The organism is Acrocarpospora pleiomorpha (assembly GCF_009687885.1).
In the GTDB taxonomy this organism is placed as follows: Bacteria; Actinomycetota; Actinomycetes; order Streptosporangiales; family Streptosporangiaceae; genus Acrocarpospora; species Acrocarpospora pleiomorpha.
Map to the genome: position 1 here is coordinate 1 of NZ_BLAF01000105.1, position 21,001 is coordinate 21,001.

The following is a 21,001-nucleotide window of genomic DNA, read 5'->3' on the forward strand; positions in this document are numbered from 1 at the left end:
CCCTTTGATTCCCCTCGGGCTCCGCCCGACCCCGCCGGCTCCGTGGTGACCACGCCACCCCGGCAATCTCCGCGCCGTAAGTCGTATGTCCCGGCTTGGCCGCGACTGTGTCTGGACTGAGGAACGCAGGGTCGCGAAGCGGCCCGGAGTGACGAGGGAAGACGCAGGCTGGGGGCGGCCAAGCCCGCCGCGCCGAAGGCGCGGCCATAAGCACAGACAGAGCCCGGGTGCCGCCCCACGCGGCTCCCGGGCTCTCTCGTCGTTGCCTGGATCAGACGGTCCGGACAGCCTCCGCCTGCGGGCCCTTCTGACCCTGGGTGATGTCGAACTCTACTCGCTGGCCCTGCTCAAGGGCCTTGTAGCCGTCCATCATGATTGCCGAGTAATGGACGAAAACGTCCTTACCACCGTCTACCGCGATGAAGCCGTAGCCCTTGTCCGCGTTAAACCATTTGACGGTGCCCTGCGCCACTTTCCGACTCCTCTTGCTGGGCTGGCGACGGACCATGCCCATTCCACCGCATGGTCCGTGACCTTTCGAGCCGGAAGGATTACGCTCTCTCCGGCCACGTCGATCGTTCTCGACCATACCTGTAGCAAGCGGTGGGACAACAGAGTCAATCCGCACTTCGATTGCGGCTGAACGCGCTTCCAAGAAGGCCGGATTTTGGATTTGTGATTACATAGTCGCGAAATGCACCATATGCCATAGCACCGATTAAGCTTCGATAACGATAGAACCCCATGTCAACACGGAAACACCCACGCACTGTAGGAGTGCGTGGGTGTGCAGGGGACGTTCGAGGTCAGCCCCCGGCGACCGCCGGGATCACCGAAATCTGTACCCCGTCCGGCGTCGAAGTCTCCAGTCCGTCGGAGAATCGGACGTCCTCTTCCCCCACGTAGACGTTGACAAAACGCCGGATCTTGCCCGATTCATCGAGGATCCTGGCGCCGATGCCGGGGTAGTCCGCGTCCAGCTTGAGCAGGACCTCGCGGAGCGTTCCGCCTTCTCCGGCCACCTCCGACGCGCCCCCGGTGTACGTCCGAAGAATCGTCGGAATCCGCACCGAAACACTCATTTGGCCGCCCTCTTTCGTTGTTCGGAATCAGTTAGTTGGCGAAAGCCGTACGAAATGCGTCGAGGGACGGGCGGATAACCGCCGCCGGACGGGCCTCGTCCGAGACGGCGTCCAGGGTCTTGAGGCCTTCGCCCGTGTTGAGGATCACCGTCTCCGCGTCGGGGTCGAGCTGGCCGTTCTCCACCAGTTTGCGGGTCACGCCGAGGACCACGCCGCCGGCGGTCTCCGCGAACACACCCTCGGTCCTGGCCAGCAGCCGGATGGCGGCCACGATCTCGGGGTCGGTGACGTCCTCCACGGCGCCGCCGGTGCGCCGCGCGATGTCCAGCACGTACGGACCGTCGGCGGGGTTCCCGATGGCCAGCGACTTGGCGATGGTGTCCGGCCGGACCGGCTGGACCACGTCGTGCCCGGCCTTGTACGCGGTCGACACCGGCGAGCACCCTTCGGCCTGCGCGGCGAAGATCCGGTACTCCTTCTCCTCGACCAGGCCGAGCCGGATGAGCTCCTTGAACCCCTTGTCGATTTTGGTCAGCTGCGAGCCGGACGCGACCGGGATGACGATCTGGTCGGGAATGCGCCAGCCCAGCTGCTCGGCTATCTCGTACGCCAGAGTTTTGGACCCCTCCGCGTAGTACGGCCGCAGGTTGACGTTGACGAAGCCCCACTTCTCCCCGAGCGAGTCCCCGATGAGCTCCGAGCAGAACCGGTTGACCTCGTCGTAGGTCCCGTCGATCCCGACCAGCCGCCCGCCGTACACCGACGCCACGACGATCTTGGCCTCTTCCAGGTTGGCGGGGACGAACACGCACGAATCCAACCCGGCCCGGGCTGCGGCCGCGCCGACCGCGCCCGCCAGGTTGCCCGTCGACGAGCAGGACAGCGTGGTGAAACCGAAATTCCTGGCCGCCTCGACGGCGATGGCCACCACCCGGTCCTTGAAGGAGTGGGTGGGGTTGCCGGAGTCGTCCTTCACGTACAGGGAGCGCATGCCCAGCTCGCCGGCCAGGTTGTCGGCCTTGACGAGCTTGGTCCAGCCGGGCTGCATGTTGGGCTTGGCCGCCACATCGACGGGGACGGGGAGCAGGCTCCGGTACCGCCAAATATTGGTCGGTCCAGATTCGATGTCCGCGCGGGTCACGGTCCCGAACTCGTACGCCACCTCAAGTGGCCCGAAACACTCGATACAAGCGAAATTCGGGCCGATGTCATAGCGGGTTCCGCATTCGCGGCAGGAGAGAGCGGTCGCGGGTCCGAAGTCGGTGCTGAGCGCCATGAAGCGAGGCCTTTCCCTCATCTTCGCCTGCGACCACCCTGGTCACAGGCCGGAATTGGCACCTGTTCCGATCGGCCTCGCCAGGTCACGAGTGCAATCGGAATGGTTGCCGGGGCTTCGCAGGGCCGGTCCCTCCACCCCTCTGGATGAGCAAATATTCAGTTGTCCCAAAGACTGTACATCGCACCCCCGACAACGCTCGACCACGTCTCACTTGCCGAGATAAGCATCCCCCAGGGCGGACTGGATGTACTTCCGGGCCTGGTGGATGCGGGATTTGGCGGTCCCCAGCGGGATGCCCAGCTGCTCGGCGACCTCCGCGTAGTCGAGCTGCACGATGTCCCGCAGCACCAGCGCGGCGGCCAGTTCCGGCTTCTCCAGCTCCAGCGACTCCATCGCGTCCAGCAGATCCAGCCGGGATCCGGCGATCACGCTCACCCGGCGCGGGTCGGGCCGATGTTCGGGCAATTCCTCGGAGGTCTGCTCAGCCGCCCGCCGCTTCAACGTCCGGTACGTCGTCCGCGCGCAGTTGGCCGTCACGATGTGCAGCCAGGTGCTGAACCGCGACCGCCCCTCGAACCTGCCGATGTTGCGCGCCACGGCCAGCAACGTGTCCTGACACGCCTCCTCGGCGTCCTGCCGGTAGGGCAGCAGCCGCTCGCAGTGCCGCAGCACGTCGGGCTCGATCCGCTTCAGCAGCGCCCCGAGCGCACGATGATCGCCCCCGGCGGCCGCGGTCGCCAGCTCCTCGGTGGTCTCGTCCAGCGCCATCTCGACCGGCTCCCAAGATCTCCCAAGCGGGGCAGCCCCGGCGTGACAAGGCCGGGCCGCATCGAGCGCCGGAGCGTTTTCCTGACATCCTATTGCTGAGGACCGACTTTATTAATGTCTCCGGCATCGTGGAGTGTGCCAGCAGTGAGCTCAACGTTGATCGCCTCCAACCGCGGTCCCGTCTCGTTCACGCTGTCCGAGGACGGCGCGCTCACCATGCGCCGGGGCGGCGGCGGCCTGGTCTCCGGCCTGTCCGAGGTGGCCAGGGATTCGGAGCTCCTGTGGGTCTGCGCCGCGCTCTCGGACGGCGACCGCAGCGCCGTCCGGCTCGCGCCCGGCGGCCGCCTGGACGAGGCCGGCTACGACACCGGCCCGCTGCGCATGCTGGACATCGCCCCGGCGGTCTTTCATCGGGCCTATAACGCGGTGGCCAACTCGACGCTCTGGTTCGTCAGCCATCTGCTCTACAACACCCCGTTCACCCCCCATTTCGATGGAAGGTTCCAGCGGGAGTGGGAGTCCTACCAGGACTACAACGGCGCGTTCGCGCTGGCCCTGGCCGAGGAGGCGGGCCACGAGGCCCGGGTGATGATCCAGGACTACCACCTCAGCCTGGCCCCGGCGATGCTCCGGGTGGAGCGCCCCGACCTGCGGATCGCGCACTTCTCGCACACGCCGTGGGCGCCCCCGGACTACTTCTCGGTGCTGCCGGACGAGGTGGGGGCAGAGATCCTGGAGGGCCTGCTGGGCGCGGATCACGCGGGGTTCCTGACCGCGCGCTGGGCGGATGCCTTCATGGACTGCTGCGAGACGATCCTGGGCGCGCGCGTGGACCGCGCCGGCCGTACCGTCGCCTATCAGGACAGGACCACGCGCATCGGGGTGCACGCGCTCGGGGTGGACGGGCCCGCGCTGCGGGCGCGGGCCGCGGAGCCGGATGTGGAGTCTCACCTGCAGGCGATCAAGGAGCAGGTCGGCGACCGGCGGCTGATCGTCAGGATCGACCGGACCGAGCTGTCCAAGAACATCGTCCGGGGCATGGCCGCCTACCGGGAGTTCCTGGCCGAGCATCCGGAATGGCACGGCAAGGTGGTGCATCTGGCGTTCGCCTACCCGTCCCGGCACGATCTGCCGGAATACCGGGAGTACACGGCGGCCGTGCAGCGCTGCGCCAAGGAGATCGAGGACGAGTACGCGACCGACGACTGGGATCCGCTGATCCTCAACATGGACGACGACTATCCGCGCTCGCTGGCCGCCTACCGGCTGGCCGACGTGCTGCTGGTCAATCCGATCAGGGACGGCATGAACCTGGTCGCCAAGGAGGGGCCGATCCTGTCCCCGCGGTGCGCGCTGGTGCTGTCCCGGGAGGCGGGCGCGGCGGCCGAGCTCGGCGCGGACGCGCTGCTGGTCAACCCGTTCGACGTGTCGGGCACGGCGACCGCCCTGCACGACGCGCTGGTGATGCCGGAACAGGAGCGGATGACCCGGGCGACACGGCTGCGCGCGGCCGCGACCGCCCTGCCGCCGCAGCGCTGGTTCGCCGATCAGCTCCACGCACTCGCCTGATATTTTTGTCCTGATTATTTACTAAATCAGGGGAACAACTGGTGACAACGAGCAGCCGGACCCTCACGTTCACCAGGGACCGGCCGACATGGCTGATCTATCTCATCCTCGCCACCTTCTCCACCTACCTGTACGGCCTGTCGGCCGCCATCCCGCTCCTGCGCGCCGAACTCGGCCTCACCCAGGCGGTCGCCGGGCTGCACGCCACCGGCATGGCCATCGGCTCGATCATCACCGGCCTGGCCATCCCCACGATCACGGCCAGGATCGGCCGCCGCGCCGCCTGCTGGACGGGCATCGTCGGCATGAACGTCGGCATGCTCATCGTCGCCTTCGGCCAGGTCCTGCCGGTCACCCTGCTCGGCTACACGATCGCCGCCGGCATGGCGGGGATCACCCTGTTCATCTCCATGGCCGTGCTCAGCGAGCATCACGGCGCGGCGGGCCCCGCCTCGATCGCCGAGGCCAACGCGGTCGGCGTGCTCCCCGGCATCGTGGCCTCCTACGCCTTCAGCGTGCTGGCGAGCACGGTGCTGGGCTGGCGGTCGGCGCTGTTCGTGCCGCTCATCCTGTCGGCGCTGCTGGCGCTGACCATGTTCCGGGTCTGGGTGCCCGAGCGCCCGCCCGCGCCCGTGAAGCAGCACGGGCCGCGCGTTCCCTACGGGCGGCGCTTCCACCTGGCCGGCGGGGTGCTGCTGTGCTGCGTGGCGCTGGAGTTCGCGTTCAACATGTGGGCGGCCGAGCTGCTGGCCCAGCGGACCGGGCTGAGCGCCGCCTCCGCCACGACCGGGCTGACCGCGATGCTGATCGGCGTCGCCCTCGGCCGGCTCGCCGGGGTCCAGCTCGCGCTGCGCTTCCGCGTCGACGTGGTGCTGGTCGGCGCCCTGCTGGTGGCCCTCACCGGCTGGGCGGTGTTCTGGACCACCACGATCACCGCCGTCGCGTACGCCGGTCTGGTGCTCACCGGCCTGGGCATCGCGCTGCAGTTCCCGATGGCGCTGAGCCGGCTGATCGAGGCCTCCGGCGGGCGGCCCGACCAGGCGTCGGGGGCGGCGTCGGTGTGGGCGGGGTTCGGCTCCGGAGCCTCGCCGCTCGTGCTCGGCGCGCTCGGCGACGGATTCGGCACCCACACCGCGTTCCTGATGGCCCCCGTCCTGATCGGCCTCGCGACCGGCGCGGTGCTCAGTTCCAGGCAGCCCGCTTGAGGATGGTGGCGAGCCCCCGGGTGCGCCACTGGTCCACGATCAGGATCTTCGAGCTGGGCAGGAACCACTCGCGCTGGTGGAAGTAGCCCTTAACGGTGGACTTGGTCTGCCCGATGTGCATGCAGGCGGCCTTCCAGTCCCGGTAGTGCGCCTTGTGGCCCGGGCCGATCTGGCGCAGGCCCTTCTCGGCCAGCTTGAACTCGCCGGTCCACAGGTTCTTGTCGTAGACGCAGGGGCCGACGTCGCTGGCGGGGTAGAAGGGGCGGCTCGGCTCGTACGGCGAGAAGCCCTCGTGGCCGATCTTGATGGCGGCCGGGCCGAGCACCCAGAAGCTCCGGCAGCCGGAGTCGCGGAAACCGCGCTGCTTCGGGCAGGAGCCGGTGACCACGCGGGTCCAGTCGGGGCTGACCTTGTAGACCTTCCAGGCCGTCGGGATGGTCAGGGTCAGGCCCTTGCGCAGGTGCAGCGGCTTGGTGGACGAGGCGGAAGCCGGGGCGGGAATCGCCGCCACCAGCGCGAGACCGCACGCCACTAACAGAATCGTTCGCTTCAGCATGCCGAGGAGGCTACTGATCCCGGCTTGCAATCGACTTGTGGAGGGTTTCGAGAAGGGCGACCACCCCGGCGGGCCCGTCCACGACGACGTCGCAGACCTCGGTGAGCTCGGCGACCTCACTGGAGCCGCTGCACACCCGGACCCCGGGAAGGCCGGAGTCGGCGACCGCGGCAAAAGCGGCCAGATCCCCCAGATCGTCCCCGACGAACATGACCGAACGCGCGGCGGTCTCGGCCAGCAGGGCGTGCAGCGCGCGGCCCTTGTCCATCCCGGGCCCGCGCAGCTCCAGCACCTTACGCCCGGGTTCGACGACCAGCCCGGCCCGCTCGGCGAGCCGCGCCACCGGTTCCCGCAGCGCCTCCAGCGTGGCGTCGGGGTCGGCGCAGTTGCGGGTGTGCACGGCTACCGCCCGCCCCTTGTCCTCGATCTTCACCCCGTCGGCCAGGGTGGCGAGCAGGGCGGGGAGCTCGTTGCGTACCAGATCGAGGCCGGACGGCGGCGGGGGCGCGACGGTCTCGCCACCCTCCCAGCGTTCCAGGCCGTAGTGGCCGAGGATGAGCAGGCCGGGCACGTCGATCAGATCGGGCCCTTCCGGGGTGTCGCCCAGCGCGAGCGCGGTGCTCGGCGGGCGGCCTGTGATGATCGCGATCCGGGCGACCTGCCCGGCCAGGCGGATGAGCGCGGCCGGCGCGGCCGGGTGGATCCAGGCGGCCGACGGGTCGGACACGATCGGGGCGAGCGTGCCGTCGAAGTCGAGGGCGATCACCGCGCCCCCGGGATCCTCGGCGATGGCGGCCAGGCCCGTCGCGCCGGTCTCGGTGAGCACTCGCACGGCTTTCCCCTCTGTCGTGCTTGTCGTCATGCCAAGCGTACGTACCTAGCCGGAATCGCCCGCACGGCGGGCGGCCCGGTCGCGGCGGCGGCTGCCGCGCAGCCGGAGCAGGCGGTTGACCAGGGCGGGATCGGCGGCCAGCGCCTCGGGGCGGTCGATGAGCTCGCCCAGGAGCTGGTAGTAGCGGGTGGTGGAGAGGCCGAAGGTGTCCTTGATCGCCTGTTCCTTGGCGCCGGGGTAGCGCCATCGCTGGTTCTCGAATTCGAGGATCTGCCGGTCCCGTTCGGATAGCTCGTCCACTATGTCCCCCTCGGGGCAAGGGATCTCATCGTAGCCCGGCGGCCGGGGTGATCAAGTACCCATAACCGTACGTATCGGACTGTTCACGGAAACGTCAGATTGAATCACCGATGCGTGCCAGAATGTTGCCCCAAGATCCAAGGGAGCGGCCGATGAGGATGCTGCTGCTCGGGGTGCTCCCCACGTGTCTGGCCGCCTGCCTGGTGACGGGGGCGGCGGCCGTACCGGGGCCGAAGGACGGGCTCGCCGAGAGCGCGCGTGGTCGCCAGTGGCCGCTGCGCGCGATGGACGTCCAGGAGGCCTGGCAGCGCAGCCGGGGCGCCGGGGTGACCGTGGCGGTCCTGGACACCGGGGTGGACCCGCGCCATCCCGACCTGGCCGGCGCGGTGACGCAGGGCCCCGACCTGACCGGGGCCGACCGGACCAGGTTCGGGCGGCACGGCACGGCCATGGCCAGCCTGATCGCCGGCCGCGGCCATGGCCCGGGCCGGGCGTTCGGCGTGCTGGGGGTGGCTCCGGAGGCCCGCATCCTGTCGGTGCGGGTCACCCTGGAGAACGACGACCCGCAGCGCGCCGACGCCCGGACCGTCGCCCGCGGCCGGCTGGCGGTGGCCCGCGGCATCAGGTACGCGGTGGACCACGGCGCCCAGGTCATCAGCATGTCCCTGGGCGGCGGGGAAGGCTCGTACGAAGGCTCCCCCGAGGAGGAGGACGCGGTCCGCTACGCGCTCGGCAAGAGCGTGGTGGTGATCGCGTCGGCGGGCAACGACGGCGCGGGCGCCAACCGGCGCAACTTCCCCGCGGGCTACCCGGGCGTGATCGCGGTCGGCGCGGTGGACGAGCGGCTGCGCCGCGCGCCGTTCTCCAACCGGCACGACTACCTGTCGGTGGTCGCGCCGGGGACCGGGATCGTGAGCGCGGACGGCCACGACTCCTACCTGGTCGCCGACGGCACGAGCTCGGCGGCGGCGTTCGTGGCCGGGGTCGCGGCACTGGTCAGGTCCTGCCACCCGGCGCTGACCGCGCTGGAGGTGCGGCAGGCCATCCAGCGGGGCGCGCGCCACCCCGCCCCCGGCTACGGGCACGGCGTCGCCAACGCCGAGGGCGCGCTGCTGGCGGCGGAGCAGATGCACCGGATCCCGCTGGCCGCCGCCCCCCGGCGGCTCAACGTGGCTCACGACCGGTCCCGGGAGCTGATCGGCATCGGATTGCTGCTGGTGGTGGCGGTGCTGGCGACCCGGGTGGCGGTCACCAGGTGAGGGTATCCGGCAGCCCAAGATCCGTTTGACTACGGCCCCGCGATCATTGCCAGAACATGAATTGCCGTCATGTTAGCCCTTCCGGGAAGGGGTATAACGAGGCGTGATTACATAGAGTAATTATCCTGTGACCCGTTAGCGGGTTCCTTCCGGGGGGAAATACATATGATCCGCCGCATTCTCGTCACCTCTGCCTGCGCCGGCCTGCTCGCTCTCGGCTCCGCCTCGGCCGCCTCGGCTGCCGCCGCGCCCGCCGACGACCCGATCGTCGGCGTGCTGGGCGGCCTGCTCGGTGGCAGTGGCGGTGGCCTGATCGGTGGTCTGCTCGGTGGCAGCAGCGACCCGGTCGACCAGCTCACCGGCACCGTGAACGACCTCACCAACAGCCTGAGCGGCGTCACCAACGGCGTGGGTGACGTCCTGAAGGCCCTTCCCGGGTTGTCGGACGAGGACCTCAAGGGCTGAGCGAGTCCAGCGCGAAAGGGCCTCCACCAGGTGGTGGAGGCCCTTTCCGTGTCAGCTGGCGTGCACCACGTCGTGCACTTCGGCGAAGTGGCACGCGCTCGGATGGTCGGCCCCCGGCCGGATCTGCAGCAGCGGCTCCTCCTCCGCGCAGATCTCCTGAGCCTTCCAGCACCGGGTCCTGAACCGGCACCCCGACGGGGGATTGGCCGGCGACGGCGGATCCCCCTGCAGGATGATCCGCTCCCGGCTCTCCCGCCCCTCCGGATCCGGCACCGGCACCGCCGACAGCAGCGCCTGCGTGTACGGATGGGTCGGCCGGTCGTAGATCTCGGTGTCCCGGCCGATCTCCACGATCTTGCCCAGGTACATCACCGCGACCCGGTCCGAGATGTGGCGGACCACCGACAGGTCGTGCGCGATGAAGATGTAGGCCAGATCGAACTCGTTCTGCAGCCGCTCCAGCAGGTTGATCACCTGCGCCTGGATCGACACGTCCAGCGCCGACACCGGCTCGTCACAGACGATGATCTCCGGCTGGAGCGCCAGCCCGCGGGCGATGCCGATGCGCTGCCGCTGGCCCCCGGAGAACTGGTGCGGATACCGGTTGATGTGATCGGGATTGAGCCCCACCACATCCAGCAACTCCTGCACCTTCCTCTGCCGGTCGCCCTTCGGCGCCACCTCGGAGTGGATCTCGAACGGCTCCCCGACGATGTCGCCCACGGTCATCCGCGGGTTCAGCGAGGTGTACGGATCCTGCATCACCATCTGGATGTTGCGCCGGATCCGCTTCAGGTCCGCGCCCTTCGCGTGGGCCAGATCCTGCCCGGCCACCCGGACCGTGCCCGACGTCGGGGTCTCCAGCGCCATCAGCAGCTTGGCCAGCGTGGACTTGCCGCAGCCGGACTCGCCCACGATGCCCAGCGTCTCGCCGCTGTGCAGGTCGAACGAGACCCCGTCCACCGCCTTGATCGCGCCGATCTGCCGCTTGATCACGATGCCCTGGGTCAGCGGGAAATGTTTGACCAGGTCGCGGACCTCAAGGACGGGCTCACCCTTCGACGCCATCGAGGACCTCCCTCCAGTAGTGGCAGGCGCTGCTGCGGGTGCCGCTGATCTCGTGCAGCGGGGGCACGTCGGTCACGCAGTTGTCCTGGCGGTACGGGCAGCGCGGGTTGAAGGCGCAGCCGGTGGGCATGTCCAGCAGGTTCGGCGGCAGGCCCTTGATCGCGTACAGGTCCTGGCCCTTCTGGTCGACCCGGGGGATCGATTCCAGCAGGCCCTTGGTGTAGGGGTGAGCCGGGGTCTTGTAGACGTCGTGCACGGGGGCGTTCTCGACGATGCGGCCGCCGTACATGACCGCGATCTTGTCGGCCACGTCGGCGACCACGCCGAGGTCGTGGGTGATCAGGATCATGGCCATGTTGCTCTCCCGCTGGAGCTCGGCCAGCAGTTCCATGATCTGGGCCTGCACGGTGACGTCCAGCGCCGTGGTCGGCTCGTCCGCGATCAGGACCTCGGGGTCCAGGGCGATGGACATGGCGATCATGATGCGCTGCCGCATGCCGCCGGAGAACTGGTGCGGGTAGTCGTTCACGCGCTGCCGGGCGGCCGGGATGCGGACCCGGTCCATCAGCTCGACCGCCTTGGCGTACGCGGCCTTCTTGCCCATGCCCCGGTGCACCCGGAACATCTCGGCGATCTGCCAGCCCACGGTGAACACCGGGTTGAGCGCCGACAGCGCGTCCTGGAAGACCATCGCGATCTGCTGGCCGCGGATCTGGCTCCTGGCGTTCTCCGACAGTTTGAGCAGGTCGGTGCCGCGAAACCGGATCTCGCCCTTCGGGATGCGCGCGGGCGGCATGTCCAGGATGCCCATGATCGCCTGAGCGGTCACCGACTTGCCGGAACCGGACTCGCCCAGCACGGCCAGCGTCTCCCCGGCGTTCAGCGCGTAGGAGACGCCGTTGACCGCGCGGGCCACGCCCTGCCGGGTCGCGAACTCCACGTGCAGGTTGTCGACCGCCAGCAACGGGGCGGTGCCGAGGGTGTCCGCGGGCAGCAGATGCGTGTCGACGGATGGGTTTTGCACTTCTGGCACCTCCTATCGAAGCTTCGGGTCGAGCGCGTCCCGTACGGCGTCGCCGAGCATGACGAACGCCAGCACGGTGATGCTCAGGAACAGCGCGGGGAACAGCAGCGGCGCGGGCGCCTCCAGGAACCGGTTCCGGCCGTCGGCGATCATCAGACCCCAGGAGATGTCCGGCGACTGGATGCCGACGCCGAGGAACGACAGCGCGGCCTCGGCGGCGATGAACACGCCCAGGTTCATCGTGGTGACCACGATGACCGGGGTCAGCGCGTTGGGCAGGATGTGCCGGATCATGATCCGGACCGGTCCCGCCCCGAGTGCCTTGGCGGCCAGCACGAAGTCCTGGTTCTTGGTGGTGATCACCGCGGCCCGCATGATGCGCAGCACCAGCGGCCAGGCCAGCAGCGACAGGGCCAGCACCACGCTGCCGATGCCCGCGTTGTCGCGGCCGATGACGGCCAGGATGAGCAGCGCGCCGAGGATCGACGGGATGGCGAAGAAAATCTCCGCGATCCGGGACAGGAGCACGTCGGTCCACTTGCCGAAGAACCCGGCGAGCAGCCCCAGCGCACCACCGACCAGCGAGGTGACGATGGTGGCGACGACGCCCACAATGATCGAGACGCGAGCGCCGTAGATGACCCGCGAGTAGGTGTCACAGCCCAGGTTGTCGCTGCCGAACCAGTGCGTGCCGTCGAGGCCGTCCCGGGCCCTGGTCAGATCGCAGGTGGACGGGTCGAAGGCGTTGATCGGCGAGAACAGCGAGGGAAACGCCGCGACGATCACCAGCAGCAGGACCAGCGCCGCGCCGAACAGGAAGACCTTGCTGCGCCGCAGGTCATACCACGCGTCCGACCAGAGACTGGCGGGCTTCTTGGCCTTCTCCGGCTTGGCGTCCTTGGCCGGGGAGGCCGTGATCGTGTCACTCATAGCGGATCCTGGGGTCGAGTACGGCGTACAGCAGGTCGACGATCAGGTTGGCCAGAATGTAGATCAACACTAGGACCGTGACAATCCCCACCACCACCGAGTTCTCCCGGAGGTAGACGGAGGTGAACAGCTGCTGGCCGATGCCGGGCAGGTTGAAGATGGTCTCGGTGATGACCGCGCCGCCCATCAGCGTGCCGAGATCGGCGCCCAGATAGGTGACCAGCGGGATCAGCGAATTCCGCAGCGCGTGCCTGCCGAGCACCCGCCGCCGCGGCATGCCCTTGGCGATCGCGGTCCTGACATAGTCCGACCGCAGCGTCTCCATCAGGCTGGTTCTGGTCAGCCGGGTCAGGTACGCGATGGACGTGCCCGCCAGCACCGCCCCCGGGACGAGGTAGCTACGCCAGCCGTCGGCGATGCCCGTGACCGGGAAGAAGTCGATCCCGGTCGAAAGCTTCAGCTGCACGCCGAGGAGCAGCTGCAGCAGGAAGCCGCTCACCAGGGTGGGGATGGAGACCAGCATCAGCGTGACGGCCAGGATGCCGGTGTCCGACCACCGGCCGCGGCGCAGCGCCGCGATGAGGCCGAGCCCGATGCCCACGACGGCCTCGATGAACAGGGCCATCAGGGCGAGGTTGAGGGTGACCTGGAATTTGCCCTCGAAGATGGTCGACACGGGCAGGCCGCGGAAGGTCGTTCCGAAGTCGCCGGTGAAGATGTCCCGGATGTAGTAGCCGTACCGGACGATCAGCGGGTCGTTGAGATGGAACAGTTCCCGCATGGTCTGGGCGAATACGGGGTCGACGCGCCGGTCACCGGCCAGGGCCTGCAGGGGGTCGCCCGGCAGCGCGTAGACGATTGCGAAAATGAGGAACGTGGTGCCAAGCAGCACAGGGATCGCCTGAAGCAGGCGCCTGACAACGTAGCGGCCCATTCGGTCTCCCGATCATGACAAAGGGCAGCCCACTTGCAACCGAGCGGGCTGCCCTTAAGAGTGATGGCGCATCCCGGGTGACTACAAGAGTCACCCGGAATGAGATCCGCCTAAGCCTTCTCTACGTTGAAGAGGTCGATCCGCTCGAACGGGTCGATCTTCACGTTCTTCACGTGCTGGGAGTAGGCGCCGTTGGTCTGGTAGAAGTAGACCGGAATGTACGGAAGCTCCTTCAGCAGGATGTCGTCCGCCGCCTGGTAGGCCGCGATGCCCTCTTCCAGCGTCTTGGCCGAGTCGCCGGCCTTGAGGTGCTCCTCGAACTCCTTGTTGTTGAAGCCCGAGTAGTTCGAGGACGCGTTCGCCGCGAAGATCGGCTTGAGGTAGTTCTCCGGCGACGGGTAGTCCATGATCCACGCCATCCGGAAGCCGCCCTTCCACTTCTTGGCGCCCAGGTCGTCGAGGATCGTGGCGAACTTCTCCACCGGCTTCGGCGTCACCTCGGCGCCGAGGTTGGTGCGCAGGTTGTTCGCGACCGCCTCGATCCACTCCTTGTGGCCGCCGTCGGCGTTGTAGCCGATCTCGATCGCGCCCAGGCTGGGGCCGCCGGCCTTGTCGAACAGCTCCTTGGCCTTGACGGGGTCGTAGGTGCAGGCCTCGCCGCAGGCGCCCTGGCGGTAACCGGAGACGACCGGGCTGATGAAGTCGTCGGCCGGGACCCGGGTGCCGGAGAAGACGGTCTCGGTGATCGTCTTGCGGTCGATCGCCATCGAGACGGCCTTGCGGACGTCCGCGTTCTTGGCGTAGTCGGCGCCGGTCTTGATCGGGAAGCCGATGTAGCCGATGCCGGAGGAGGGCTGCTCGATGTAGCGGTCGCCGAACTCGGCCTTGGCGCTGCCGATGGCCTCGGCGGGCAGCTGGTCCATGATGTCCAGGTTGCCGGCCTGCAGGTCGCGGTAGGCGGCGTTCAGGTCGAGGTAGATCTTGAAGTCGACCGCGTCGATCTTGGCCTTGCCCTCCTTGTAGTCGTCGTTGCGGACGACCGAGATGGCCTGGTCCTTGCCCCGCTCCCACGGCTTGGCCATCTTGAACGGGCCGTTGCCGATCGGGCTCTTGCCGTACGCCTCGGTGACCTTGCCGTCAGGACCGAAAGCGGCCTTGGGCATGGGGTAGAAGGCGGTGTAGCCCAGCATCGTCGGGAAGCCGGAGAACGGGTTGGTCAGCCCGACCGTGAAGGTCAGGTTGTCCACGACCTTGAGGCCGGAGAGCGTGGTGGCGGTGGCCGGGGGCGCGACCTGCTCGCCCTCGCCGTCCGGGTCGACCGGGTTCATCTCGGCGTAGCCCTGGATGCTGCCCATGAAATAGTTGCCTTCGTACGCGTTGGCGCCGTTGGCGGTGTAGTTCCAGGAGTCCACGAAGCTCTGCGCGTCGACGGGGGTGCCGTCGTGGAACTTGTAGCCATCCTTGAGTTTGATGGTCCAGTTGGTCTGGTCGTCCGAAGTGATCGACTCGGCGATCTGGTTGATCGGCTTCTTCTCGGCGTCGTAGTTCACCAGGCCGATGAAGAGCGCATTGAGCACCTCGGCGCCGCTGGTCTCAGCGGTGTTGCCCGGGACGAGTTCGTGCTGGGGTTCGGCGATCTCGACCCGCACCGGCTGAGTGGCGGGGGCACTGCCACCGGCCGCCGGGGCGTCGCTGCCGCCACAGGCGGCGACCGCGAGCGCGAGCAGCGCGGAGCCGGCGATGATCTGTGCGCCCTTGGTTACGCGCATAGTAAGTTGATCCTCCCTCAAAGGATGGGCTACGGCGCTGAGCTGCGAAATGTCCTTGCCAAGCGCCGCCCGGCCCCTTATGGGGGCCCGGATTTGCAAGCACGGTCAAAACAGCTGACGCCCTGCCAGTCGTCCGCGAGCATCCCTCACCACCTGCTGCAGACTTGTCTCTGCTGCGTTGCAGTTCGGTCACACGTGCGTCAGTCGGGCGTCACACGCATTCCAACAAGCTTGCCCCAAATGTCTAACAGGGGGTCAAACCACTCAATAAGGTACACATGGCCTCTCGGTGGTCAAGCCGGAGGGATGCTTTGGGGGGAGGGTCGTGGTGTTGGTCCCCATATCAGGATCGCTTGGGCTACGGTTGACCAAGCTGTGGCGTAGTGTGCCGCGGCGGCCGTACGGAACCACTGTGAGGAGCCAACGGATGACCATCGCAGGCTTCTCGTTCACCAGCATCCAATAGAGTCCATGCCATGAGCCAGCCGGAATCCGCCGTCGCGGACGCCCAGGCGGGCGGCCCAGCGACGGATTCGCTGGCCGAGCTCGCCCGGCGCCACGGGCTTCGCCGTGCCATCGCACGGCCGAGCCTGCCGTCCTACGTGCGCCAGTTGTGGGCGCGGCGGCACTTCGTGCTCAAGTACGCGACCTCGCGGAATGTCTCGAAATATTCCGACTCGGCGCTGGGGCAGCTGTGGCAGCTGCTCACGCCGCTGCTGAACGCCGGCGTCTACTTCCTGATGTTCGGCGTGATCCTGGGCCAGCAGAAGGACATCCCGAACTACACCGCGTTCCTGATCACCGGCGTCTTCATCTTCACCTTCACCCAGCGCACGGTGACCGGCGGAGCGAAGTCGATCTCCGGGAACCTGTCCATGATCCGGGCCCTGCACTTCCCGCGGGCCGCGCTGCCGCTGGCCTACGCGGTGCAGGAATTGCAGCAGCTGGCCTGGTCGATGGGGGTGCTGACGGCCATCGTGCTGCTCACCGGGGAGTCACCCACCATACGCTGGCTGCTCGTGCCGGTCGCGCTGCTGCTCCAACTGATCTTCAACGTCGGGGCCAGCCTTTTTATGGCCCGGGTCGGCGCGTTCGCGCGCGACATGAACCAGCTACTGCCGTTCATCATGCGCACCTGGCTGTACGCGTCGGGAGTCTTCTTCAGCATTCCGGCCCGGGTGGACGACCTGCCGGAATCGCTGAGCTTCGTCCGCTACGTCCTGGAGCTCAACCCTGTGGCGGCCTACATCGAGCTGATGCGGGACCTACTCATTCACGAGCACACCCCGCCACAATGGGCCTGGACGACTGCCATATTCTGGGCGGTGTTCGCGCTCATTGTCGGCTTCTGGTATTTCTGGCGGGCCGAGGAGAGGTACGGCCGTGGCTGAGGCAGAGGTGGAGGCGGCTCAGGCTGTCAAGGCTCCTCAAGGCGCCCAGGCGATGGAAAGGGTGTGGCCGGTGTCCGCCGAGGAACCACAGGCGTCACCTGCCGGCACTCCGACCGTCATCGTGGACGACCTCCACATCGTCTACAAGGTCTACGGCGCGGCCAGCGAAGCCGAGAAGGGCAACGCCGTCAACGCCCTGCTCCGCCTGGTCAAGCGTCAGGGCCGCCCGCAGATGAAGGAGATCCACGCCGTCAAGGGCGTCTCCTTCGTGGCCCGGCACGGCGACGCCATCGGCATCATCGGCCGCAACGGCTCCGGCAAGTCCACCCTGCTGCGCGCCATCGCCGGCCTGCTCCCCCCGCACAAGGGCGCCGTCTTCACCGACGGCCAGCCGTCCCTGCTGGGCGTCAACGCGGCTCTCATGAAGGAACTCACCGGCGAGCGCAACATCGTCCTCGGCTGCTACGCCATGGGCATGAGCCCCGCCGAAGTCCGCGCCCAGTATGACGACATCGTCGACTTCTCCGGCATCGGCGAGTTCGTCCAGTTCCCCATGTCCACCTACTCCTCCGGCATGGGCGCCCGCCTCCGCTTCGCCATCGCCTCCGCCAAAACCCACGACGTCCTCCTCATCGACGAGGCCCTCGCCACCGGCGACCGCGAATTCAAACGCAAGTCCCAGGAACGCATCATGCAGATGCGCAAATCCGCGGGCACCGTCTTCCTCGTCGCCCACAACCTGGACGTCATCGAGGAAACCTGCAACCGGGTCATCTGGCTCCACAAGGGCAAAATCAAGATGGACGGCGACCCCAAGGAAGTCATCTCGGCGTACAACAAAGCCTGACAGTGTTTATGGCCGCGCCTCCGGCGCGGCGGGCTTGGCCGCCTTCAGCCTGCGTCTTCCCTCGTCTCTCCGGCCGCTTCGCGACCTGCGTTCCTCAGTCCAGACGCAGTCGCGGCCAAGCCGGGATACGACTAACGGCGCGGAGGTTGCCGGGGGCTCTGTGGGTGACCATGGGGATGGCGGGGTCGGGCGGAGCCCGAGGGAAATCAAAGGGTTGGGTGGGTGGGAGAACCCCCTCGCAAGTCCCCGATATGACACTCCGGGATTGGTTGGCGCGGGATGGCGGGACGTACCAGGATGGGGGTGAAGAGATCAGCAACCCCGGCCATCGGAGAAGACTGTGCCTACGCCGCCGCCTATTCCTTACGATCACCTGCCCGAAGTTCCGGAGCTGGACGTCGAGAGTGATGATGTCAGCGATGCCGTGACGTTGCCCGACGCGCACGTGTTCAGCGGGTGGGGCTTCACGGGGCAGAACCTGTCGCCGCAGTTGCGGTGGTCCGGAGCGCCCGAAGGGACGCTGAGCTACGCGGTCACCTGCTTCGATCCGGACGCGCCGACGGGGTCGGGATTCTGGCACTGGGTGCTGTTCGACATCCCGGCGAACGTGACCGAACTGCCGACAGGCGCGGGCACGGCGCCGGACTTCAAGGGGCTGCCCGAAGGGGCCAAGCACGCGCGCAACGACTTCTCGACCAAGGACTACGGGGGCGCCGCGCCGCCGCCGGGATGGCCGCACCGGTACCTGTTCGCGGTGCACGCGCTGAGCGTGGAGTCCCTCGGGGTCGATTCGGACACTCCGCCCGCCGTGGTCGGCTTCAACGTCACAGCCAACACCCTCGCCCGCGGTTTTATCGCACCTATATACGAAAGCTGATGCGCCAGCGCCCGGTGTTCCCTTATGATTCGAACGGAGATTCGATCTGAGGGAAAGACCGCGATGCGCTGGGAGGGCGGGATGAGTGAGCTGGTGACGGCCATCGATCATTTGGCCGCCGAGGATCCGTCCGAACTACCGCGAGGCCTCCTCGCCGAGCAACTCGTCGAACTGCACTGGCAGATGGCCCGACTACAGGCCCAGATCGCCCGCCGCACTTCGGTGCGCCCTCCGGGAGGCGAGCGCGAGTACAACTGAACACCAGCACGAAGGCCGGGCCTCCCTCAGGGGATGCCCGGCCTTCTGCACGGATGTCTGGATGTACGGCTACGTTGACGTGGCCACGCCAACGTGTCCGGAAGATCGCTGGAGGGATTCGTGCGGCAGCGGTGATGACGCGCCGCCACGAGATCGGCTAGTTGGCGGGGGTCAGCGCGGGCGCGAGACCGCCGACAAGGTTGGTGGCGGTGTCGGTGACGCTCTTGACCAGGGTGGCCGCGCCCTTGCTGGTGCTCGCGAGCTGCTCGGTCGAAACCGCGTCGACGGTCGGCGTGATAGCGGGGACCAGGCCGGCTCCGGCGACCTTCCCGGTGAGCGGTGCGAGCGTGCCGAGGTTCAGCCCGGGCGCCCCCGTGACGAGGTTGCCGAACTCGGTGACGCGAGCCACCTCCGCGACCGTGCCCTCGGCGTTGCCGACGACGTTCTCCACGGTGCTGGCGAGGGCCTCAGTGGCCCCGGTAAGGCTGGCCGTGGTCCCGGTCAGGTCCTCGACCACCCCGCCGAGCGAGGAGACGGACCCGTTCAGATCGGCGGGCACCGAGCCGAGCGACGCCTGGAGCGTGTCGAGCAGCGTGTTCATGCCGACCGGCTGGGCGGCCATCATGCGCTTGCCGGTGCTGACGCCAGGAAGGGCGCCCGTGACGCCGCCCAGCCCGCCGGTAACCCCGCCCAGCCCGCCGGTGACCCCGCCGAGCGTGCCGGTGAGCTGCTCGACCGGGCTGCCGCTGCCGCCCAGGAGACCGCCGACAGCGCCACCGCCACCGCCACCGAGCAGGCCGCCCAGCAGGTCGCTGATCGGGTCGCCCCCCGCGACCACCACCGGCTTGACGTCGTGCGTCTGCGCCACGGCGGGCGCGGCCATGGCCGCGGCGACACCGAAAGTCGCCACCGCGATGACGGCCTTGATCATTCGCTTCATGATTTGCCTTCCCGGTCTTATTCCGAATCTCGGAATAAGAGCTAAGAACCCCCGTGCACCGGCGCAGCACGCCGGCTGATTGGCTACTGACCCGAATTTCTATCATCACGGAGCCGAAAGGAAAATCCGCAGCTCATCAGGGCCGGGCAAGCACCAGCGCCCGGTAATTCCGGAAATGGAAGCGCTAAGGGCCACCCTCTGGTCATCGGCATAGAGCCGGTTTTGGCGAGACATGCTCGGAGATGCTCCCCGGCCCGGGAGAAAGGTACGGTAAACCCGCCTCCCGAGCCTGGGGAACATATTTTCCGCCGCCTTGAATCGGATCAGGCGCTGAGCCGGGCGACCGGCACCGCGGGTTCGAACGGAAACCGGTCAGCGAAGGCCGGGCGCAGGTCGTCCAGCCAGACGGCTCGCGGGTCGTACCGCGCGAAGAACGGACGCCCGACGAGTTCCGGCTCCCTGGCCTGGATGAGGTGCAGCACGAAGACCCGCTGCCCCGCGATCTCGGCCACCCCGTCCAGGCACACCTTGCCGGGCGTGGCCGACATGGAGGGCCCTCTGACGGTCCGGCACACCCCGGAGACCTGGGCGTACGCGTCCCGGAACAGCTCGTAGGCACGCGCCAGCGGCACCGCGAAGTAGTCCTGCGGCCCGGTGTCCCGCTCGACGAACATGTAGTAGGGGATCATGCCGAGCGCGCTCTGCCGCCGCCACATCCCCGCCCACACCGCCGCGTCGTCGTTGATCGACCTGATCAGCGGCGCCTGCGTCCTGATCACGGCCCCGGTGTCCCGGACCCGCCGGACGGCTTCCGCCACCACCGGCGGCTCCAGCTCGCGCGAATGCGAGAAGTGCGCCATGAACGCGAGGTTCTTCCCAGCGGACACCACCTCTTCGAACAGCCGCAGGGTCGCGTCGGCGTCCGGATCGGTGACGAACCGCCCCGGCCAGTACGCCAACGACTTGGTCCCGATCCGGATGGACTCGATCTGCTCCACCTTCAGTAACGGCTCCAGATACCGCCGCAACACCGGCTCCCCCATGATCATGGGATCCCCGCCGGTGAACAGCACGCTGGTCACCTCCGGGTGCGCCTCCAGATAGCGCACCAGGCTGTCCACATCGCCGGAGGCGAACTTCAGATCCGCGTCCCCGATGAACTGCGCCCACCGGAAGCAGTACGTGCAGTACGCGTGACACGTCTGCCCCTGCTTCGGAAAGAAGAGCACGGTCTCCGGGTATTTGTGCTGCATGCCCGGCACCGGCTCTGTGCCCACCTTCGGCACGTTGAGCGCCAGCTGCCCGGCCGGATGCGGGTTGAGCCGCCGCCGTACCTCGTTCGCGGCCTCGTTCACCCGCGCGACCGGGGCGCCGTCCCGCAGCAGCCCGGCCAGGCGGGTCACGTCGGCGGCGGGCAGCATGTCGTCCTGCGGGAAGACCAGCCGGTAGATCGGATCGTCGGGCACGGCTGACCAGTCGATCAGCTCGTCCACCACGTACGCGTTGGTGCGAAACGGCAGCACGGTGGCGACCGCGGCGGCGCGCAGCCGCGCCTCGTCGTCGAACCCGGCTCGGCTCAGGAGCCCGTCGAGGTGCTTGCTCGTATAGGCGCGGAAGCCTCGGGTCCCTTCGGTAAAGATCACTCGGC

22 protein-coding genes and 1 riboswitch are annotated in these 21,001 nt (G+C 68.0%); of the genes, 8 read left to right on the top strand and 14 right to left on the bottom strand.

The genetic code is table 11. The features are described from left to right. Window positions 1-271: 271 nt before the first annotated feature. The 4 genes from Aple_RS48990 to Aple_RS49005 form a co-directional block, all read right to left on the bottom strand. Complete coding sequence (locus Aple_RS48990; RefSeq protein WP_030452168.1) at window positions 272-472, bottom strand: cold-shock protein; 201 nt, start codon at window positions 470-472, stop codon at window positions 272-274. A gap of 334 nt (window positions 473-806) precedes the next feature. Beyond that, window positions 807-1,082: a MoaD/ThiS family protein gene (locus Aple_RS48995; RefSeq protein ID WP_155351667.1), complete on the bottom strand. Its 276-nt coding sequence runs from the start codon at window positions 1,080-1,082 to the stop codon at window positions 807-809. A 31-nt stretch (window positions 1,083-1,113) separates the two neighbouring features. After that, window positions 1,114-2,358, bottom strand: a complete 1,245-nt coding sequence (thrC, locus tag Aple_RS49000) for a threonine synthase (protein WP_246265511.1) — start codon at window positions 2,356-2,358, stop codon at window positions 1,114-1,116. A 14-nt stretch (window positions 2,359-2,372) separates the two neighbouring features. Further along, a riboswitch (SAM riboswitch) is annotated at window positions 2,373-2,511 on the bottom strand. Window positions 2,512-2,568: 57 nt separating this feature from the next. Then, window positions 2,569-3,129, bottom strand: a complete 561-nt coding sequence (locus Aple_RS49005; RefSeq protein WP_155351669.1) for an RNA polymerase sigma factor — start codon at window positions 3,127-3,129, stop codon at window positions 2,569-2,571. A gap of 144 nt (window positions 3,130-3,273) precedes the next feature. Between Aple_RS49005 and Aple_RS49010 the strand changes: the two genes are divergently transcribed. Both Aple_RS49010 and Aple_RS49015 read left to right on the top strand, forming a co-directional pair. Further along, window positions 3,274-4,698: an alpha,alpha-trehalose-phosphate synthase (UDP-forming) gene (locus Aple_RS49010; protein ID WP_246265514.1), complete on the top strand. Its 1,425-nt coding sequence runs from the start codon at window positions 3,274-3,276 to the stop codon at window positions 4,696-4,698. A gap of 41 nt (window positions 4,699-4,739) precedes the next feature. Further along, a complete protein-coding gene (locus Aple_RS49015) occupies window positions 4,740-5,903 on the top strand; it encodes an MFS transporter (protein ID WP_155351671.1) in 1,164 nt (387 codons plus the stop codon). On the opposite strand, the gene Aple_RS49020 is transcribed toward Aple_RS49015, so the two are convergent. From Aple_RS49020 to Aple_RS49030, 3 genes are read right to left on the bottom strand one after another with little or no spacing between them, the layout of a single operon-like run. Further along, window positions 5,881-6,459, bottom strand: coding sequence for a hypothetical protein (locus Aple_RS49020; RefSeq protein WP_155351672.1), 579 nt, complete (start codon window positions 6,457-6,459; stop codon window positions 5,881-5,883). The genes Aple_RS49015 and Aple_RS49020 overlap by 23 nt on opposite strands. A gap of 10 nt (window positions 6,460-6,469) precedes the next feature. Further along, window positions 6,470-7,321: a trehalose-phosphatase gene (gene otsB, locus Aple_RS49025; protein ID WP_155351673.1), complete on the bottom strand. Its 852-nt coding sequence runs from the start codon at window positions 7,319-7,321 to the stop codon at window positions 6,470-6,472. 15 nt (window positions 7,322-7,336) lie between these two features. Further along, window positions 7,337-7,591, bottom strand: coding sequence for a DUF3263 domain-containing protein (locus Aple_RS49030; RefSeq protein ID WP_246265517.1), 255 nt, complete (start codon window positions 7,589-7,591; stop codon window positions 7,337-7,339). Window positions 7,592-7,743: 152 nt separating this feature from the next. Here Aple_RS49030 and Aple_RS49035 point away from each other — a divergent pair, with 152 nt between their 5' ends. Continuing rightward, window positions 7,744-8,850: a S8 family serine peptidase gene (locus Aple_RS49035; protein WP_218038905.1), complete on the top strand. Its 1,107-nt coding sequence runs from the start codon at window positions 7,744-7,746 to the stop codon at window positions 8,848-8,850. 165 nt (window positions 8,851-9,015) lie between these two features. Next, window positions 9,016-9,315, top strand: coding sequence for a hypothetical protein (locus Aple_RS49040; RefSeq protein ID WP_155351675.1), 300 nt, complete (start codon window positions 9,016-9,018; stop codon window positions 9,313-9,315). A gap of 51 nt (window positions 9,316-9,366) precedes the next feature. On the opposite strand, the gene Aple_RS49045 is transcribed toward Aple_RS49040, so the two are convergent. From Aple_RS49045 to Aple_RS49065, 5 genes are all read right to left on the bottom strand, one after another. Further along, window positions 9,367-10,383 carry an ABC transporter ATP-binding protein gene (locus Aple_RS49045; RefSeq protein WP_155351676.1) on the bottom strand — a complete coding sequence of 339 codons (1,017 nt, stop codon included), beginning with the start codon at window positions 10,381-10,383 and terminating at the stop codon, window positions 9,367-9,369. Continuing rightward, window positions 10,367-11,407 (bottom strand): ABC transporter ATP-binding protein, encoded by a 1,041-nt coding sequence (locus Aple_RS49050; RefSeq protein WP_155351677.1) that lies wholly within the window; start codon window positions 11,405-11,407, stop codon window positions 10,367-10,369. Before Aple_RS49050 ends, Aple_RS49045 begins: the two co-directional genes overlap by 17 nt. 12 nt (window positions 11,408-11,419) lie before the next feature. Further along, on the bottom strand, window positions 11,420-12,337 hold the full coding sequence (locus Aple_RS49055; protein ID WP_155351678.1) for an ABC transporter permease: 918 nt from the start codon (window positions 12,335-12,337) through the stop codon (window positions 11,420-11,422). Further along, window positions 12,330-13,271, bottom strand: coding sequence for an ABC transporter permease (locus Aple_RS49060; RefSeq protein WP_155351679.1), 942 nt, complete (start codon window positions 13,269-13,271; stop codon window positions 12,330-12,332). The genes Aple_RS49055 and Aple_RS49060 overlap by 8 nt, the downstream gene beginning before the upstream one ends. Window positions 13,272-13,381: 110 nt before the next feature. Next, the gene (locus Aple_RS49065; protein WP_155351680.1) at window positions 13,382-15,040 is read right to left on the bottom strand and encodes a peptide ABC transporter substrate-binding protein; all 1,659 of its coding nucleotides are present in this window, start codon (window positions 15,038-15,040) and stop codon (window positions 13,382-13,384) included. Window positions 15,041-15,516: 476 nt separating this feature from the next. On the opposite strand from Aple_RS49065, the gene Aple_RS49070 reads away from it, so the two are divergent. From Aple_RS49070 to Aple_RS52655, 4 genes are all read left to right on the top strand, one after another. Then, window positions 15,517-16,431, top strand: coding sequence for an ABC transporter permease (locus tag Aple_RS49070; protein ID WP_155351681.1), 915 nt, complete (start codon window positions 15,517-15,519; stop codon window positions 16,429-16,431). A gap of 52 nt (window positions 16,432-16,483) precedes the next feature. After that, window positions 16,484-17,278 carry an ABC transporter ATP-binding protein gene (locus Aple_RS49075; RefSeq protein ID WP_155351692.1) on the top strand — a complete coding sequence of 265 codons (795 nt, stop codon included), beginning with the start codon at window positions 16,484-16,486 and terminating at the stop codon, window positions 17,276-17,278. Window positions 17,279-17,618: 340 nt separating this feature from the next. After that, entirely contained in the window at window positions 17,619-18,155 is a 537-nt protein-coding gene (locus Aple_RS49080) for a YbhB/YbcL family Raf kinase inhibitor-like protein (protein ID WP_155351682.1), read from the top strand. 81 nt (window positions 18,156-18,236) lie between these two features. Continuing rightward, window positions 18,237-18,413, top strand: a complete 177-nt coding sequence (locus Aple_RS52655; RefSeq protein ID WP_170322050.1) for a hypothetical protein — start codon at window positions 18,237-18,239, stop codon at window positions 18,411-18,413. 157 nt (window positions 18,414-18,570) lie between these two features. Here the strand turns inward: Aple_RS52655 and Aple_RS49085 are convergent, their stop codons facing one another. Then, on the bottom strand, window positions 18,571-19,353 hold the full coding sequence (locus tag Aple_RS49085; protein ID WP_155351683.1) for a hypothetical protein: 783 nt from the start codon (window positions 19,351-19,353) through the stop codon (window positions 18,571-18,573). Window positions 19,354-19,676: 323 nt separating this feature from the next. Beyond that, window positions 19,677-20,996 (bottom strand): KamA family radical SAM protein, encoded by a 1,320-nt coding sequence (locus Aple_RS49090; protein ID WP_155351684.1) that lies wholly within the window; start codon window positions 20,994-20,996, stop codon window positions 19,677-19,679. Window positions 20,997-21,001: the final 5 nt, after the last annotated feature.